At 65.3% G+C, this 15476-nt stretch carries 15 protein-coding genes and 4 tRNA genes; 16 read left to right on the top strand and 3 right to left on the bottom strand.

Annotated features, from left to right (window positions below; all coding sequences use genetic code 11):
• Window positions 1-8 precede the first annotated feature (8 nt).
• Genes Tharo_RS13960 through Tharo_RS13920 form a run of 9 tightly spaced genes read left to right on the top strand, consistent with a single transcriptional unit; the run spans window position 9 to window position 8338 of the window.
• A complete protein-coding gene (locus tag Tharo_RS13960) occupies window positions 9-305 on the top strand; it encodes a pilus assembly protein (RefSeq protein WP_107221715.1) in 297 nt (98 codons plus the stop codon).
• Window positions 306-336: 31 nt separating this feature from the next.
• A complete protein-coding gene (locus tag Tharo_RS13955; RefSeq protein ID WP_107221714.1) occupies window positions 337-1575 on the top strand; it encodes a pilus assembly protein TadG-related protein in 1239 nt (412 codons plus the stop codon).
• 12 nt (window positions 1576-1587) lie between these two features.
• Window positions 1588-2010 (top strand): TadE/TadG family type IV pilus assembly protein, encoded by a 423-nt coding sequence (locus Tharo_RS13950; RefSeq protein ID WP_107221713.1) that lies wholly within the window; start codon window positions 1588-1590, stop codon window positions 2008-2010.
• On the top strand, window positions 2007-2417 hold the full coding sequence (locus Tharo_RS13945) for a TadE/TadG family type IV pilus assembly protein (RefSeq protein ID WP_107221712.1): 411 nt from the start codon (window positions 2007-2009) through the stop codon (window positions 2415-2417). Before Tharo_RS13950 ends, Tharo_RS13945 begins: the two co-directional genes overlap by 4 nt.
• A 22-nt stretch (window positions 2418-2439) precedes the next feature.
• Window positions 2440-3597, top strand: coding sequence for a CpaE/TadZ family protein (locus Tharo_RS13940; RefSeq protein ID WP_107221711.1), 1158 nt, complete (start codon window positions 2440-2442; stop codon window positions 3595-3597).
• 35 nt (window positions 3598-3632) lie between these two features.
• Window positions 3633-4985, top strand: coding sequence for a TadA family conjugal transfer-associated ATPase (locus Tharo_RS13935; RefSeq protein ID WP_107221710.1), 1353 nt, complete (start codon window positions 3633-3635; stop codon window positions 4983-4985).
• A 7-nt stretch (window positions 4986-4992) separates the two neighbouring features.
• Window positions 4993-5976, top strand: coding sequence for a type II secretion system F family protein (locus Tharo_RS13930; protein ID WP_107221709.1), 984 nt, complete (start codon window positions 4993-4995; stop codon window positions 5974-5976).
• 33 nt (window positions 5977-6009) lie between these two features.
• Entirely contained in the window at window positions 6010-6951 is a 942-nt protein-coding gene (locus Tharo_RS13925) for a type II secretion system F family protein (RefSeq protein ID WP_107221708.1), read from the top strand.
• Between the two features lie 16 nt (window positions 6952-6967).
• The gene (locus Tharo_RS13920) at window positions 6968-8338 is read left to right on the top strand and encodes a LytR C-terminal domain-containing protein (RefSeq protein ID WP_107221707.1); all 1371 of its coding nucleotides are present in this window, start codon (window positions 6968-6970) and stop codon (window positions 8336-8338) included.
• Between the two features lie 127 nt (window positions 8339-8465).
• Here Tharo_RS13920 and Tharo_RS13915 read toward each other — a convergent pair whose 3' ends face one another.
• The gene (locus tag Tharo_RS13915; RefSeq protein ID WP_107221706.1) at window positions 8466-8918 is read right to left on the bottom strand and encodes a PhaM family polyhydroxyalkanoate granule multifunctional regulatory protein; all 453 of its coding nucleotides are present in this window, start codon (window positions 8916-8918) and stop codon (window positions 8466-8468) included.
• A gap of 28 nt (window positions 8919-8946) precedes the next feature.
• The gene (locus Tharo_RS13910) at window positions 8947-10878 is read right to left on the bottom strand and encodes an ATP-binding protein (RefSeq protein ID WP_245880907.1); all 1932 of its coding nucleotides are present in this window, start codon (window positions 10876-10878) and stop codon (window positions 8947-8949) included.
• A 274-nt stretch (window positions 10879-11152) separates the two neighbouring features.
• On the opposite strand from Tharo_RS13910, the gene Tharo_RS13905 reads away from it, so the two are divergent.
• The gene (locus Tharo_RS13905; protein ID WP_107221704.1) at window positions 11153-11782 is read left to right on the top strand and encodes a response regulator transcription factor; all 630 of its coding nucleotides are present in this window, start codon (window positions 11153-11155) and stop codon (window positions 11780-11782) included.
• A gap of 42 nt (window positions 11783-11824) precedes the next feature.
• Here the strand turns inward: Tharo_RS13905 and Tharo_RS13900 are convergent, their stop codons facing one another.
• Window positions 11825-13231 carry an FAD-binding oxidoreductase gene (locus Tharo_RS13900; RefSeq protein WP_107221703.1) on the bottom strand — a complete coding sequence of 469 codons (1407 nt, stop codon included), beginning with the start codon at window positions 13229-13231 and terminating at the stop codon, window positions 11825-11827.
• Between the two features lie 130 nt (window positions 13232-13361).
• Between Tharo_RS13900 and Tharo_RS13895 the strand changes: the two genes are divergently transcribed.
• The 6 genes from Tharo_RS13895 (at window position 13362) to secE (ending at window position 15476) form a co-directional block, all read left to right on the top strand.
• Window positions 13362-13446 (top strand) — tRNA-Tyr (locus tag Tharo_RS13895).
• An 83-nt stretch (window positions 13447-13529) separates the two neighbouring features.
• Window positions 13530-13603 (top strand) — tRNA-Gly (locus Tharo_RS13890).
• A 17-nt stretch (window positions 13604-13620) separates the two neighbouring features.
• Window positions 13621-13695: transfer RNA gene (locus tag Tharo_RS13885), tRNA-Thr, on the top strand.
• An 84-nt stretch (window positions 13696-13779) separates the two neighbouring features.
• On the top strand, window positions 13780-14970 hold the full coding sequence (gene tuf / locus Tharo_RS13880) for an elongation factor Tu (protein WP_107221693.1): 1191 nt from the start codon (window positions 13780-13782) through the stop codon (window positions 14968-14970).
• A 60-nt stretch (window positions 14971-15030) separates the two neighbouring features.
• Window positions 15031-15106, top strand: a tRNA-Trp gene (locus tag Tharo_RS13875).
• Window positions 15107-15128: 22 nt separating this feature from the next.
• Window positions 15129-15476 carry a preprotein translocase subunit SecE gene (gene secE / locus Tharo_RS13870; protein WP_107221702.1) on the top strand — a complete coding sequence of 116 codons (348 nt, stop codon included), beginning with the start codon at window positions 15129-15131 and terminating at the stop codon, window positions 15474-15476.

The raw sequence follows: 15476 nt of genomic DNA, 5'->3' as shown, positions 1-15476 counted from the left end.
AGCCGATCATGCGTACTTTCGCAAATCTTGCTGTCACTGCGCTGCTGCTGGGCCTGAGCGGCTGCATGTCCACCTCGCCGGCCTGGGACGCGCGCTTCGGCGAAGCGGCCAGGGTGACTGCCGCCCAGCAGGTGATCGACCCGATGGCCTCGCAGAGCACCGATATGGTGAGCGGCGTCGACGGCAAGGCCGCCCAGGGGGCGATGAACGGGTATGCCAAAAGCTTTGACAAGACTGAGTCCGGCAAACAGTCTGGCATAACTCAGTCGGGCATAACCATTAACTTCGGCGGTGTCGAGCAGTGAGCGGTTGTCGAGCTGAAAGGAGGATCCGATCATGCGGTTTCGCGACTCAGGGCCCAATAAACAGCGCGGCGCGGTGGCCATCATCACCGGGTTGGCGATGGTCGTGCTGGTCGGATTCGCCGGGCTGGCGCTGGACGGCGGGCGCTTGTATCTGAATAAGACGGAGCTGCAGAACGCTGCCGATGCCTGTGCACTGGCGGCGGCATTCGAGCTGGCCGGGTCGCCGATACCGTCGGATTCGTTTCCCCATGGAGAGAATGCCGGAAAGTTGGTCGGCACCGAGAACAGTGTCGACTTTCAGGGTCATGTGATATCTGCAGACGATATCGTGGTGGAATTTTCTTCGTCGCTGGATGGGCCGTGGGTGAACGCCGGGAGCGCAGGTGGCGATTCGAAGTTCGTGCGTTGCACGATCGCCGAGGACGGGATCCAGCCCTGGTTCATGCAGGTTCTCGGTTTTGGGGAGCAGACGGTTGCTGCTTTGGCGACCGCCACGTTGCGGCCGGCGCAAACCAACTGTGCCATCCCCGTGGGCTTGTGCACCAAGGGCGCTGCAGCGGATGAAGATGGATATGGTCACGTGATCGGTCAGTGGTATGAGGATGGAGTATATGAGGCCGGAGAAGGGCAGACCGGCAGTTTCAACTGGATCGATTTTTCACCGCCTGAAGGTGGCGCTTCCGAACTCTCCGACCTGTTCGAGGGAGAGGGGCAATGCGAATTGTCGACCGATTCACAAGTTGGGCAGAGCGGAAAGGTCCAGAGTCTTGAAAAAGGCTGGAATACACGTTTTGGACTGTACAAGGGTGCAAGCAATGCGGATAGCGCCACACCGGATTGGACTGGCTATGCTTACACCTATGCGGAAGATCCAGCAGCGACACAAAGTTGGCATGCAAAATCGGATGCCTATGATGATTTCAAATCTAAAAGAGCGGCTAATACACCATACCAGGGAGACGATCTCAGTGGCCTTGGACTGGGAAATAGTTATAAAAGCTCATCGACAGCCACCCACGGGGCAAAGGGAGCCAATCGCCGACTGGTGACTGTGCCGATTGTCCCCTGCGAGGATTGGGCAAGCAGCCAGGTGGTCGATATTCAGGCTTGGGCCTGCATGCTGATGCTGCACCCGATTACGGGGCCGCACGACACCATCTATATGGAATACCTCGGGTTGTCCAACATGCCGGGTAGCCCCTGCGTGACGTATGGCCTTCCCGGGAGCTCGACTGCACAAGGGCCTGCAGTGCCAACACTGGTCCAATGAGAGGGGAGCAAAATGCGCAAATCCATGCGCGGCGTTGCTGCGGTCGAACTCGCAATCGTGCTGGTTCCATTGTTGCTCCTGGGCTTCGGCATTACCGAGTTCGGCCGCGCAATGTACACGTACAACGCGCTGACAAAATCGGTGCGTGATGCCGCGCGTTACCTGACGCGGCAGACGCCAGGAGATGCTGCTGCGCATGGTGCTGCGAAGTGTATTGCGGTCCATGGCAATGAAGGCTGCACCGGCGCCGTGCTGGCGCCCGGCTTGAGCACGGGCCTGGTTCAGGTGGCAGAGGGTTCGCTGACGACCGGCACGGGCACGATCAACACGGTAACGGTTGCAATCAGCGGTTATCCATACAATTCGGTTGTCGAGTTCGTGATGCCGGATATCACCTTCGGAAATATCTCGATCACGATGAGGTCGCAGCTATGAAGATCTGCACCTGTCGAATATTTAAAGATCAGCGTGGCGCGACAGCCGTGGAGTTTGCCATTGTGGCGGCCGTGTTCTTCATGATCCTGATCGGTGTCATGGAAATGGGCCGGATGCTGTGGGCCTGGAATGCCGCAACTGAGGCCACTCGCCTGGGGGCGCGGCTGGCAGTGGTCTGTACCAAGGATGATCCGATCATCGAAACGCGAATGCGTGAAAGGCTGCCGGGCTTCATGACGGCAACGATCTCGGTGGAATACCTCGGGTCGTCGGTGCGTGTGAGTCTGTCGAACTATACTCATCAGACGCTGATCCCTTTTGTGTCGCTCGCCGTTCCGCTGCCGCCTTTTCAGACCACGCTCCCGTTCGAAGGAATGGATAGCGCGGGAAATCCGGTATGCAACTGAACGCATCAATGAGATCAATGCGATGAAAATCAAAATCCTCTCCGACTCCCAGGAAGGCGCAGAACGGCTGCGGTCGATGCTGGCACAGCCGGACAGGACGATGGACATCGCCGTCGGCTATGGCGACCCGAGCCAGCCTCTGGGCACGATCAACGGTGTCGTGCCCGACGTGATGGTGCTTGACGCCTTCGCGCCGGACAATCTCGGAGCGCTCGAATCACTGGCTCTGCGTCATCCTCAGATCGAACCGATCGTCATCTCTTCGGATACTTCGTCGGATTTCCTGCTGCGCGCCTTCCGTGCCGGAGTGCGCGAAGTGCTGCCCAGCCCGGTGCAGGCCGATGCGCTCAGCGGAGCGATCGAACGGATCGCGCGCAAGCGCGGCGCGGCACCGGCGGTGGAGGGGCAGATCATCGCCATGACCTCGTGCAAGGGCGGCAGCGGCGCGACTTTTCTGGCCACCAACCTGGCCTGGGTGCTGGCGGTCGAGCACGGAAAACGGGTGGCGATGATCGACCTCAACCTGCAGTTCGGTGACGCTTCGATGTACCTGACCAACGAGAAGCCGGTGAGCGATCTGGCACAGCTGTGCCAGGAAATCCACCGCCTCGATGCGGATCTGCTGGATTCGGCGATGATCGAGATCGTTCCCGGCTTCGGCCTGCTGGCCGCGCCGGACGACCCCGCTCACGCGACGGACATCAAGGCCAGGCACGTCGAGGCGATCCTGAAGGTGGCGCGCGCGAGTCACGACTTCGTTGTCGTCGATGTCGGACGGACGCTCGACACCGTGAGCCTGCAGCTGTTCGACATGGCGGACAAGATATTGCCCGTGGTGCAGCTGACCATGCCCTTCATCCGCGAAGCCCGGCGCCTGGTCGATGTCTTCACCTCTCTCGGTTATCCGCAGTCGAAGGTGGGCCTGATCGTTAATCGCTACGAAAAGAGCAGCGAGATCGGGCTGGAGGACCTGGAACGCACCGTCCGGGCGAAAGTTTTCAAGACCGTGCCGAATTGCTACAAGTCCGTTGCCGCGTCGGTGAACCAGGGGCAGGCGATCGCCCGGTTGGAAAAACACAGCCCGGTCTCGAAGGCGCTGCGCGAGATCGCCACAGCGCTTGATACGTCTTCGGCGCTGAAAGGAAAGGGCTGGCTGTCGCGATTGTTCTCGACTCACTGAGGACGCGGTTTCGTTGAAGAACAGGGGAGGCTGAAATGAGTCTGCGTCAACGCCTGGAATCGGTCACGCCGGAAACGACCGCACGCGCGCCCGCCTCGCCCGAGCCCGGCACGGGCCGGGTCTATCAGGCCCTGAAGATGCGCATCCACCAGTTGCTGCTGTCGCGCATCGACCTCGAAGCGATGGAAGGGCTCGAGCCCGACCGCCTGCGCGAAGAACTGCGCCTGATGGTGGAGCGCCTGCTCACCGAAGAAAACATCGTCGTCAACACTACCGAGCGCCGCGACCTGGTGCGCGACATCCAGCATGAGATGCTGGGCCTGGGGCCGATCGAGCCGCTGCTTGCTGACCCTACCGTGTCGGACATCCTGATCAACGGTTCGCAGCAGGTCTATGTGGAACGCCACGGCAAGCTGGAGCTGACCAATATCGCGTTCAGCGACGACGACCACCTGATGAAGATCATCGACAAGATCGTGTCGCGGGTGGGGCGGCGGATCGACGAATCGAGCCCGATGGTCGATGCGCGCCTGCCGGACGGTTCGCGGGTGAACGCGATCATTCCGCCGCTGGCGCTGGACGGGCCGTCGGTGTCGATCCGCCGCTTTGCCGCGATCCCGCTGACCATGGACCGGCTGCTGGACTACAAATCGCTGACGCCGGCGATGAGCGAATTGCTCGCCGACCTGGTGCGGGCGAAGGTCAATATCCTGATCTCGGGCGGTACCGGCAGCGGCAAGACGACCTTGCTCAATATCCTGTCGGCGTACATTCCGGCCAACGAGCGCATCGTCACCATCGAAGATGCGGCCGAACTGCAACTGCAGCAGCCGCATGTGGTGCGGCTGGAAACGCGGCCGCCGAACATCGAGGGCAAGGGTGAAGTGACCCAGCGCGCGCTGGTGCGCAATGCGCTGCGCATGCGCCCGGACCGCATCATCCTCGGCGAGACGCGCGGGGGCGAGGCCTTCGACGTGCTGCAGGCGATGAATACCGGCCATGAAGGCTCGATGACGACGGTGCACGCCAACTCGCCGCGCGACGCGCTCGGACGCATGGAAAACATGCTCGGCATGGCGGGGGTGAATCTGCCGCAGAAAGTCGCTCGCGCCCAGATCGCCAGCGCGATCGGTGTGATCGTGCAGGTGAACCGCCTGACCGACGGCAAGCGCAAGCTAGTGAGCATCCAGGAGATCACCGGCATGGAAGGCGACATGATCACGATGCAGGAGGTCTTCTCCTTCCGCCAGCAAGGGATCAACGATGCCGGCGTGGTCGAGGGCTTCTTCTCGGCGACCGGAGTGCGCCCGCACTTCGCCGAACGCCTGCGCGCCTTCGGCATCCGCCTGGCCGAAGACATGTTCGACCCGAGTCGACATTACGAGTGAAGCCGCCATGGACATCCTGACCCTGCTGTTCGCACTGGCCGTGTTCATCGCCGTGGTGCTGTTCCTGGAGGGCGGTTTTCTGTGGTGGAACGCCACCCGCAGTGCCGAGGTGAGGCGTCTGCATCAGCGCCTGGCCGATGCCGCGACTGGCGGCGCGGCGCGAAGCGGTGCACATGCGACCCCTTTGTTCAAAACGCAGAGCGCGACCGGTTCGGCTGCCGGCGACCGGATTCTGGACGCCATTCCCCGCCTGCACGGCCTGAATCGGCTGGTCGTGCAGTCGCGGGTGGATCTGACGCTGGCGCAGCTGCTGGGGTGGACGGCGGTGCTCGCGCTGATCGGCTTCGTGCTGCCGCTGCTGCTCGAGCGTCCGCTGGTGTTCGGCATCATCGGCGCCGGCGTGCTCGGCATGTTGCCGACCCTGTATGTGATGCGGGCGCGCACCCAGCACCTGAAGCGCTTCGAGCTGCAACTGCCCGAAGCGCTCGACCTGATGGGGCGTGCGCTGCGGGCGGGCCATGCTTTTCCGACCGCGATCAAGATGGTCGCCGACGAGATGAAGGACCCGATCGCCGGCGAATTCAGGATCCTGTTCGACGAGATGAACTACGGCGTGCCGCAGCAGACCGCAATGCTCAACCTCGCGGCGCGCACCGACAGCACCGATCTGAGCTATTTCGTGATCGCGGTGCTGATTCAGCGCGACTCCGGCGGCAACCTGGCCGAACTCCTCGACAACATTTCGTCGATCATCCGCGCCCGCCTGAAGCTGTATGGCGAAATCCGCACGCTGTCGGCGGAAGGGCGCCTGTCGGCGTGGATCCTGGGCTCGCTGCCGTTCGTGGTGGCGATCGTGATCAACCTGATCAACCCGGGTTTCATGAAGGTGCTGTGGGAAGACCCTGCGGGCCTCAACCTTATTTACGGCGCGCTGGTGATGATGGTGATCGGGGTGCTGTGGATGCGCAAGATCATCCGCATCCGCGTCTAGCCGGGGATCGCCAGCGCTGGGAAGGAGACGGACATGGACTTCGTGCAGATCGGGTTTCTCGGGCTGCTGTTCGTCGCCGTGACGGCGGCGGCCTTCTTCGTCCTCGGCCTGTTCGTGCGCTCGCCGACGGCCGAGCGCCTGGATGCGATCGGCGGCGGCAAGCCGGGGCCTGCGCCCGGCGCGGATGCCTGGGTGGAGCGCGTGGTCAAGCTGACCAAGCCCTTCGCCAAGTTGTCTACCCCGGAAGACAGCACCGAGCTGTCGGCCTTGCGTCTGCGCTTCATGCACGCCGGTTTGCGCCACCCTTCGGTGCCCTACGCCTACTTCGGGGTGAAGACCGTGCTCGCCCTGGGCCTGCCTTTGCTGGTCTATTTCACCTTGCTGACTGCGGCGCCGGAACTGTCGTTCCAGCAATTGCTGCTGGTGGTGTTGACTATGGCGGGGGTCGGTTATTACTTGCCGAACATCGGGCTGAGCCGGTTGGTGTTTCTGCGCCAGCGCGAAATCTTCGAGACCTTTCCCGATGCACTCGATCTGATGACGGTGTGCGTCGAGGCCGGCCTCGGCGTCGAGGCGGCGCTGGTGCGGGTCGCCGACGAGATGCAGTACAAGAGCGAAGCGCTGGCCGAAGAGCTGCACCTGGTGACGCTGGAACTACGTGCCGGCCTCGACCGCGCCCGCGCCCTGCGCAACCTGGCCGCGCGCACGGGAGTGGAAGAGGTCGAAGGCTTCGTCGCGATGATCATCCAGGCCGAGCGCTTCGGCACCAGCATCGCCACTTCGCTGCGCGTGCATTCCGACATGCTGCGCACCCGGCGCCGCCAGCGCGCCGAAGAGGCGGCAGCGAAGATCGCGTTGAAACTGCTGTTTCCGTTGATCTTCTTCATCTTCCCGTCGCTGCTGCTGGTGCTGCTCGGTCCGGCGATGATCCAGATCTACCGCGTGCTGCTGCCGACGATGGCGGGCACGGGCTGAGCAGGGAGGTTCTGCCATGAAAAATCATGCGATTTACCTGAAGCCGGTGCTGGCCGCCCTGGTGCTGGGGGCCTGCAGCACGGGGCCGAAGATGCCGGACAAAGCGTGGGCAGTCGAGCCGGTGCAGGCCGTGCGCCATGGTGCTTCGAGCGCTGCGGGCTATTACGCGCTGGGGCGCTACCGCGAAGGGCGTGGCGCGGGTGAAGAGGCGGTGGACGCGTATCGCAAGGCGGTCGAGGCCGAGCCCGGGCAGGTTACGGCCTGGAGCGCACTCGGCGCGCTGCAGACCTTGCGCGGCCGTTTCGAGGAAGGCCTGGCCGCATTGCAGAAGGCGGTCGACCTGGCGCCGGCAGCGAGTCATTTGCATAACAACCTCGGCTATGCGCTGTTGCTCGCCGGGCGCGAAGACGCGGCCGCGAGCGCACTGCGCCGCGCGGTGGAACTGGACGGCGACAACCGGCGGGCGTGGATCAACCTGGCCGCGGCGTATCGCCGCCTGGGGGAACACGACAAGGTTGCGATGGCTGAAGCGCGGGCACGGGGCGAGCGTGTTTCCGCGCCGGCGGCTCCTGTCTCCGCTGCGTCGGCAACGCCCGTAACGCCGGCCGGGGAATCGTCGCGTCTGGCCGTGGGACGGATAACGGTGAGAACGGCGGAGGCCGGAGAGGTCCGAGATGGTGGAGGTGCCAGCGTGGTAAGGCTGGCCGACAATGTCTATGTGCTGCGCAATGGCCCTGACCGGACGCAGGCCGCACACTTCCGGGCGGCCTCCCCGCCGGCTCCGGTGACGGTGGTCAGCGCTCCCGGCGCCGGGGTACGTGCTGCCGAGGTCATCCCGCTTCCGCCGCCTGTCGATCAGCCCCTGGTACTCGCGGCATTGTCCCCGTTGCCCCCCGCATCCCTGCCTGCGCTGCAGAGTCCTTCGCCTGCGGTAGCTTCGTCTGCGGTGGTTTCGACAACTCCGGCTTCACCGGCCGCAGCATCTCCGACCGTAGCCAAGCCGGCAGCCGTTGCCGGGGTGAGCTACGAGATTTCCAACGGTCACGGCAGCACCGGGCTGGCACGCCGGCTGGCGACTTTGTTGGGCAAGGAGGGAGTCCCCTGGCCGCGCCTGACCAACCAGCGCCCGTTCACCGAGCGCGGCTCGTTCATCCAGTACCGGGATGGATACCGTGAAGCGGCCGAGTCGTTCGCCGCGCTCCTGCCTTTCCGCCCCCGCATCGCCGCGGTGCCGACAGCGGGCCAGATTTCCGACGTCCGTCTGGTGTTGGGGCATGACCTCGATGCCAGCGATGCGTGCAGCGTACTCGAGGTGTGTACCCGGGTGGTGCGAACAGCCGCGCCGATCGCAGCGTTCGAGACAACAGAAGCCCCGCTGCAGAACTGATTCCGCACGCGCCGGCCGTCGTCGGTGCATCGCCGACGACGGCCGGCGGAACTGCGCTCGGCGCGGCCGAAACGACTGCGGATGCTGGAGGCGGGCCGGCGTGTGCCGCCGGGAAGGCGCAGCCGGGTTAGTTGCCGGGTGCGGCTTTGCGCCGTCCGCCCTTGGGGGGCGTGGCAGGAGGGGGCTGATCGGCTTCGGGCGGGGAAAAGGGGAAGGAAGAGGGGGCCGGAGTGCCCCCCATCAGATTCCATGGCCACATCGCCGCCGCGCTGGCGAACGGGTTGGCTGCGGCGTCGGCTGTGCCGGTGTCGCCGTCGCCCGATTGTGCCTGGGCCTGCTGGCTCATCGCCTTGACTGCGGCGAGGGCGGCGCGCTGCATTTCGAGCCCCTGGATGCTCATCTGCAGCATGTTCAGGTTCATTTTCAGCCAGCCTTCGACGGCTTTCATGTCGGCGATGCGCTTGTCGAGTTCGTCGACGTCGAGGGTCGGGGTGACCATGCCGGGGAGCGAGAAGCCCATGTTGCTCCACATGCCGCGCACGAATTCGAGCGGGTCCTGGGCCTTGTGTTCATGAGACATTTGGGTGCTCCCGACAGGGTGAACAGGGTCAGTCAATGGTAACCGATTGCCGTGGCGGCGGCGCAGCGGTAGCGGCCGGTTCGGGTGTGCTCAGCAGCCGGTGGATGAGGGCGCGCAGCCGTGCCGGGCGCACGGGTTTGTGGAGCAGCTGCAGGCCGGCGCTGCGGGCGCGGGCGAGGGTGTCCGGTCCGGTGTCGCCGCTGATGAGGATGGCAGACAGCGCGGCGTAGCGGGGATCGGTGCGCAGGTGGGCGATCAGGGCAATGCCGTCGAGGGTGCCGCGCATGCGGAAGTCGGTGATCAGGATCTCCGGCGAGGGCGCGCCCGAGGACAGGCGGGCGAGCAGTTCTTCGGCGTTTTCGTCGGCTGTGACCTGGCAGCCCCAGGCCGCGAGCAGGGTGTGCATGGCCTCGCGCGCCATCGGGTCGTCGTCCACGAGGGCGATGCGGACGCCTTCGATGTCGCCGAGGGCGCGCGCTTCTTCGACATTGGCGAGCAATGGCGGCGGGGGGGCGAGCGGCAGCTCGATGGCGAAGATCGACCCGCGCCCGAGAGCCGAACGTAATTCGAGGCGGTGGCCGAGCAGGTCGGCGAGGCGGCGCACGATCGCCAGCCCCAGCCCGAGCCCCTTGGCGCGGGCGCGTTCGGGGTTGTCGAGCTGAACGAACTCCTGGAAGACGACTTCCTGGTCCTGCGCGGCGATACCGCAGCCGCTGTCGCGCACTTCCACCCGCAGGAACTGGCCGCGGCGGCGGCAGGCGACCATGATGGTGCCGGCGGCGGTGTAGCGAATGGCGTTGCTCAGCAGGTTGGCGATGATGCGCTCGAACAGCAGCGGGTCGCTGTCGACCCAGCGCGGGGTGGCGTGCAGGCGCAGACGCAGGCCGCGCGTGTCGGCGACCGAGGACTGGCTGCCGAGGAGGCGTTCGAGGATCGGCAGGGGCTGGAACACCTGGCGCGCGGGCTGGAGTACGCCGGCATCGAGGCGCGAGATGTCGAGCAGGCTGTCGAGCAGGTTCTCCATCGCTTCGGCGGAGGCGCTGATGCGATCGACGATCTGGTGGCTGTGGCCGTCGAGCGGCTGGCGGGCAAGTTCGGACACGAAGAGCACGAGTGCGTGCAGCGGCTGGCGCAGGTCGTGGCTGGCCGCGGCCAGGAAGCGGGACTTGGCACGGTTGGCCTGCTCGGCTTCGTCCTTGCGTGCGCGCAGTTCGGCGGTTGCCACCTCGACTTCGCGGGTCATGCGCGCGTGGGCGTCGGTGAGGCGGGCGGCCATTTCGTTGACGCCTTCGGCCAGGGTGCGCAGGCTGCCACCGCCGCCGGGCGGAACGCGCTCGTACAGGTGGCCCTGGCCGATGCGCAGGACGGTGCCGGCGATGCTGCGGATCGGCCCGCTGACGCCGCGGCTCATGACGCTGGCGAGGACGAGGCCGCCGAGCAGAACGAGGAGCATCGAGCCGACGCCGGTCCAGAGCAGTTCGGTGCGGCGGCTATGCACGCGCGCCAGCGACAGGTCGATGACGACGCTGCCGTGGTCCAGCGGTGCAGGGGGAAGCAGAGCGCGGGAAAAGGCATCGTCGAGCTGCAGCGCGCTGGCGGTGATCGGTTCGGTGATGCGCAAGGCGGTGCGGGTGCCGACCGCTTCAGCCTGCCAGGGGCGGGCGTCGGGCAGGGGCGGGTGATCGGGGCTGAAGTGCCCGGCGAGGGCGAGCACTTCGCCGTTGCGCCCGGTAATGCCTACGGCGAGGACGTCTTCTTCGTCGAGCAGGGCTTCGCTTTGCTTCTGCAAGGTGGCGCGGTTCCCGGAACGGATCGCGTATTCGCTCGCCGCCGCGAGCTGGCGGGCATAGGCGCGGCCGCGCCCGGCGAGCGCTTCGTCGAGGTCGGAGATGCGCAGGCTGGTATAGATGGTGGTCATCAGCACGGCCAGCGCCAGGGTGGGCAGTGCCGCTGCGAGCATGACCCGCGCCCGGACCCCCCAATTGGAAATCACCGCGAGGCCTGCTGCGGAGAGCGCGGCGCGACGGTGCGGGCGGGGGGGCGAACGGCGGCAGCGTGTGGGAGGAAGGGCATGCGGGGCGGCTGCGAGCGGGGTGAGGAACGGCGCGATTTTCCGCGCTTCGTGCGTTCGTGGGTAGTGCGGCGGCAGCCGCGAGCGAGGGCGAATCGGCCTCCGATAGCCTCGTGCTATGATTTACGCATTACGTTGGGCTGATCGGGGAGCAGGGCCGGGTATGACGAAAATCCTGATCGTGGAGGATCACGCGCTGGTGCGCGAGGCGATGGCGCAGAGCCTGTCGCGGCTGGAGCCGGGGGTGGAATGCATCGAGGCCGACAGCGCCGATGCCGCGCTCGGCATCATCGAGCGCGATGGCAGTCTCGATCTCGCGGTGATCGACCTGGTCCTGCCCGACATGAGCGGGTTTTCCCTGCTCGCCGTGCTCGCCCGGCGCTTTCCGGACGTGCCGGCGCTGGTAGTGTCGGCGATCGACGACGATGCCTCGGTGCGCCGGGCGATGAAGGCGGGGGCGTCGGGCTTCGTGTCGAAGTCGAGTTCGGGCGAAATCCTGCTGCAGGCGGTGCGCGAGGTGCTCGCGGGGGGGATGCCGATGCCGGCCCGTGCCGGGCGGGCGGCGCCGGTGCTGCGCCCGGGAGCGATCGGCGACCGCTTCGGATTGACCGCGGCGCAGGCCCGGGTGCTCGAACTGCTCGCCGGCGGGAAGACGAACCGGGAGATCGGCGAGCAGCTCGGGCTGTCGGAGGGAACGGTCAAAGTGCATATGACCGCCATCTTCCGCGCGCTCGGCGTGTCCAACCGCGCACAGGCCCTGGTGCTGCTCGCCCGGCAGGGCGAGCGCTTGTAGGCCGGGCGGCGCGACGGGCGGCTGCGCCTCGGGCGGGGCCGATCAGCCCGGCGGCAGGATCTTGCCCGGATTGAGCAGGTCGTCGGGGTCGAGGGCACGCTTGATCTGGCGCATCACCTCGATCGCCGGCGCACCGTGCTCGCGCAGCATGAAGCCTTGTTTGCCGAAGCCGATGCCGTGCTCTCCGGTGCAGGTGCCGCCCATCTCCAGCGCACGCTCGACGATGCGCCGGTTGAGCGCTTCGGCACGGGCGATTTCAGCGTCGTCGTGCGGGGCGACGAGGATCACGGTGTGGAAGTTACCGTCGCCGACATGGCCGACGATGGGCGCGATGAGGCCCGATGCGTCGATGTCGGCGCGGGTCGCGCCGACGCAGTCGGCGAGGCGGGAAATCGGTACGCAGACGTCGGTCGTCAGCCCGCGGCACCCCGGGCGCAGGTTGATGCTGGCGAAATAGACGTCGTGGCGGGCTGCCCACAGACGGCTGCGGTCTTCGGGGCGGTGCGCCCACTCGAAGTCGAGGCCGCCGTATTCGCCGGCGACGTCCTGCACGGTCCGCGCCTGTTCCTCCACGCTCGCCGGAGTGCCGTGGAATTCGAAGAACAGCATCGGCGCTTCGCGCAGGCTGGTCTTGCTGTAGCGGTTGAGCGCCTTCACGGTGAGATCGTCGACCAGCTCGATGCGCGCCACCGGAATGCCGAGCTGGATGGTCTGGATCACCGTGTTTACCGCCGAGACCACATCGGGAAAGGCGCACACCGCGGCCGAAACCGCTTCCGGCAGGGGGTGCAGGCGCACCGCGAGCTCGGTGATCAGGCCGAGCGTGCCTTCGGAGCCGATCAGCAGGCGGGTCAGGTCGTAGCCCGCGGACGACTTGCGCGCCCGTCCGCCGGTGTGGATCACGCTGCCGTCGGCCATCACTGCGGTGAGACCGAGCACGTTTTCACGCATCGTGCCGTAGCGCACGGCATTGGTGCCCGAGGCGCGGGTCGCGGCCATGCCGCCGAGGGAGGCGTCGGCGCCGGGATCGATCGGGAAAAACAGGCCGGTGCCGTGGAGTTCGGCGTTGAGCTGCTTGCGGGTGACGCCGGGCTGCACGACGACGTCGAGGTCGGCCACCCGGATGTCGAGCACTTTGTTCATTTCGCTGAAGTCGACGCTGATGCCGCCGCGCACGGGGAGGATATGGCCCTCGAGCGAGCTGCCGGTGCCGAAGGCGATGACCGGAACGGCGAACTCGCGGCAGCAACGGACGACGGCTGCGGTCTCTTCGGTGCTATGGACGAATACGACGGCATCGGGCAGGGCGTCGGGGAAATGCGATTCGTCGTGGCCGTGATGGGCGCGCACGGCTTCGGACAGGGTGAAGCGGGCGCCGAAGCGGGTGCTCATGGCGTCGATGAAGGCGGCAGGCAGGGGGCGCTGCGCGCCGGACTGGGGGGCGGTCATGCGAGGGCTCCTGGAGTTGGAAGGAGGACGGTATCACCGGTGTCGAAGGGAAAGCCGGTTTTTTTGCCCCGTTGTGAAAAAGGGTTTGACATGGGTTCGGTCGGGCACTATAGTGCGGGGCTTCCCAGTTGGAGGGATACCCAAGCGGTCAACGGGATCAGACTGTAAATCTGACGGCTCAGCCTTCGAAGGTTCGAATCCTTCTCCCTCCACCAGCAATATCGAATGTCGGGCAGTGCTGTAGTGCTCGATGTGGCGGATGCAGCGAATCGACTGTGCTTTGTGCAGCGAGGTAAGTGCGGGTGTAGCTCAATGGTAGAGCAGAAGCCTTCCAAGCTTACGACGAGGGTTCGATTCCCTTCACCCGCTCCAGTTGTGTTGTTTTCGGCGCCCATGTAGCTCAGTGGTAGAGCACTCCCTTGGTAAGGGAGAGGCCACGTGTTCAATCCACGTCATGGGCACCACTCATTTTCTGCCTGGCCTGTACGGCGGCCAACGAGCGTGGTCGCCGCGCCGGTTTTTCTGGTTCTGATTTTAAGGATAGCGATATGGCTAAGGGTAAGTTCGAACGGACGAAGCCGCACGTGAACGTCGGCACGATCGGCCACGTTGACCACGGCAAGACCACGCTGACCGCGGCGATCACGACGATCCTGTCGAAGAAGTTCGGCGGCGAAGCGAAGGCCTACGACCAGATCGACGCGGCGCCGGAAGAAAAGGCGCGTGGCATCACGATCAACACCGCGCACGTCGAGTACGAGACCGAGACTCGTCACTACGCGCACGTCGACTGCCCGGGTCACGCCGACTACGTCAAGAACATGATCACCGGTGCGGCGCAGATGGATGGTGCGATCCTGGTGTGCTCGGCCGCGGACGGCCCGATGCCGCAGACGCGCGAGCACATCCTGCTCGCCCGCCAGGTGGGTGTGCCCTACATCATCGTCTTCCTGAACAAGTGCGACATGGTTGACGACGAAGAGCTGCTCGAGCTCGTCGAGATGGAAGTGCGCGAGCTGCTGTCGAAGTACGACTTCCCGGGCGACGACATTCCGATCGTCAAGGGCTCGGCGCTGAAGGCGCTCGAAGGCGACCAATCGCCGATCGGCGAGCCGGCGATCCTGGAACTGGCGGCGGCGCTGGATTCCTACATCCCGACCCCGGAGCGCGCGATCGACAAGCCCTTCCTGCTGCCGATCGAAGACGTGTTCTCGATCTCGGGTCGCGGCACCGTGGTGACCGGTCGCGTCGAGCGCGGCGTGGTCAAGGTCGGCGAGGAAATCGAGATCGTCGGCATCAAGCCCACGGTCAAGACCACCTGCACCGGCGTCGAAATGTTCCGCAAGCTGCTCGACCAGGGCCAGGCGGGCGACAACGTCGGCGTGCTGCTGCGCGGCACCAAGCGTGAAGACGTCGAGCGCGGCCAGGTGCTGTGCAAGCCGGGTTCGATCACCCCGCACACCCACTTCACCGGCGAGATCTACGTCCTGTCGAAGGAAGAAGGCGGTCGTCACACCCCGTTCTTCAACAACTACCGTCCGCAGTTCTACTTCCGTACCACGGACGTGACCGGTTCGATCTCGCTACCCGAAGGCACCGAGATGGTGATGCCGGGCGACAACGTGTCGATCACCGTCAAGCTGATCTGCCCGATCGCCATGGAAGAGGGTCTGCGCTTCGCGATCCGCGAGGGCGGTCGCACCGTCGGCGCCGGCGTCGTCGCCAAGATCATCGAGTAATCCGCTCGCTGGTTGCCAGATCGGCGCGCCCGCAAGGGTGCGCCTTGCAGTTTCCGCTGCAGGGGTATAGCTCAACTGGCAGAGCGTCGGTCTCCAAAACCGAAGGTTGGGGGTTCGATTCCCTCTGCCCCTGCCACACTTTTCCGGGTGTTTCCGCAATGGCCGATAAGTTGAAGTTCGCGCTGGCTCTGGCACTGCTCGCCGCCGGTGTGGTCGGCTTTTATCTGCTGTCCGAGCAGGCTCTGGTCCTTCGCGTGCTCGCTGTGCTCGCCGGCGTCGCCGCGGGTGTTGCGGTCGCTTCGTTCTCCGCTCCGGGGCAGCGCTTCATCGGCTTCGCGCGGGAATCGGTTACCGAAACCAAGAAGGTCGTATGGCCGAGCCGCAAGGAGACCGTGCAGACGACCGGTCTGGTCTTCGCTTTCGTGGTGGTGATGGCGATCTTCCTGTGGTTCGCCGACAAGACCCTTGAATGGGTTCTTTACGATCTCGTTCTGGGCTGGAAGTGA

Origin of the sequence: Thauera aromatica K172, from assembly GCF_003030465.1 — a bacterium.
GTDB classification, from domain to species: domain Bacteria; phylum Pseudomonadota; class Gammaproteobacteria; order Burkholderiales; family Rhodocyclaceae; genus Thauera; species Thauera aromatica.
This window is presented reverse-complemented; position numbering and strand designations above follow the sequence as displayed.

What these genes read in the sequence shown, in the direction of transcription:
- Tharo_RS13960 (WP_107221715.1), top strand. Translation starts at nt 9, where the DNA reads ATGCGTACTTTCGCAAATCTTGCTGTCACTGCGCTGCTGCTGGGCCTG.
- Tharo_RS13955 (WP_107221714.1), top strand. Translation starts at nt 337, where the DNA reads ATGCGGTTTCGCGACTCAGGGCCCAATAAACAGCGCGGCGCGGTGGCC.
- Tharo_RS13950 (WP_107221713.1), top strand. Translation starts at nt 1,588, where the DNA reads ATGCGCAAATCCATGCGCGGCGTTGCTGCGGTCGAACTCGCAATCGTG.
- Tharo_RS13945 (WP_107221712.1), top strand. Translation starts at nt 2,007, where the DNA reads ATGAAGATCTGCACCTGTCGAATATTTAAAGATCAGCGTGGCGCGACA.
- Tharo_RS13940 (WP_107221711.1), top strand. Translation starts at nt 2,440, where the DNA reads ATGAAAATCAAAATCCTCTCCGACTCCCAGGAAGGCGCAGAACGGCTG.
- Tharo_RS13935 (WP_107221710.1), top strand. Translation starts at nt 3,633, where the DNA reads ATGAGTCTGCGTCAACGCCTGGAATCGGTCACGCCGGAAACGACCGCA.
- Tharo_RS13930 (WP_107221709.1), top strand. Translation starts at nt 4,993, where the DNA reads ATGGACATCCTGACCCTGCTGTTCGCACTGGCCGTGTTCATCGCCGTG.
- Tharo_RS13925 (WP_107221708.1), top strand. Translation starts at nt 6,010, where the DNA reads ATGGACTTCGTGCAGATCGGGTTTCTCGGGCTGCTGTTCGTCGCCGTG.
- Tharo_RS13920 (WP_107221707.1), top strand. Translation starts at nt 6,968, where the DNA reads ATGAAAAATCATGCGATTTACCTGAAGCCGGTGCTGGCCGCCCTGGTG.
- Tharo_RS13915 (WP_107221706.1), bottom strand. Translation starts at nt 8,918, where the DNA reads ATGTCTCATGAACACAAGGCCCAGGACCCGCTCGAATTCGTGCGCGGC.
- Tharo_RS13910 (WP_245880907.1), bottom strand. Translation starts at nt 10,878, where the DNA reads ATGCTCGCAGCGGCACTGCCCACCCTGGCGCTGGCCGTGCTGATGACC.
- Tharo_RS13905 (WP_107221704.1), top strand. Translation starts at nt 11,153, where the DNA reads ATGACGAAAATCCTGATCGTGGAGGATCACGCGCTGGTGCGCGAGGCG.
- Tharo_RS13900 (WP_107221703.1), bottom strand. Translation starts at nt 13,231, where the DNA reads ATGACCGCCCCCCAGTCCGGCGCGCAGCGCCCCCTGCCTGCCGCCTTC.
- tuf (WP_107221693.1), top strand. Translation starts at nt 13,780, where the DNA reads ATGGCTAAGGGTAAGTTCGAACGGACGAAGCCGCACGTGAACGTCGGC.
- secE (WP_107221702.1), top strand. Translation starts at nt 15,129, where the DNA reads ATGGCCGATAAGTTGAAGTTCGCGCTGGCTCTGGCACTGCTCGCCGCC.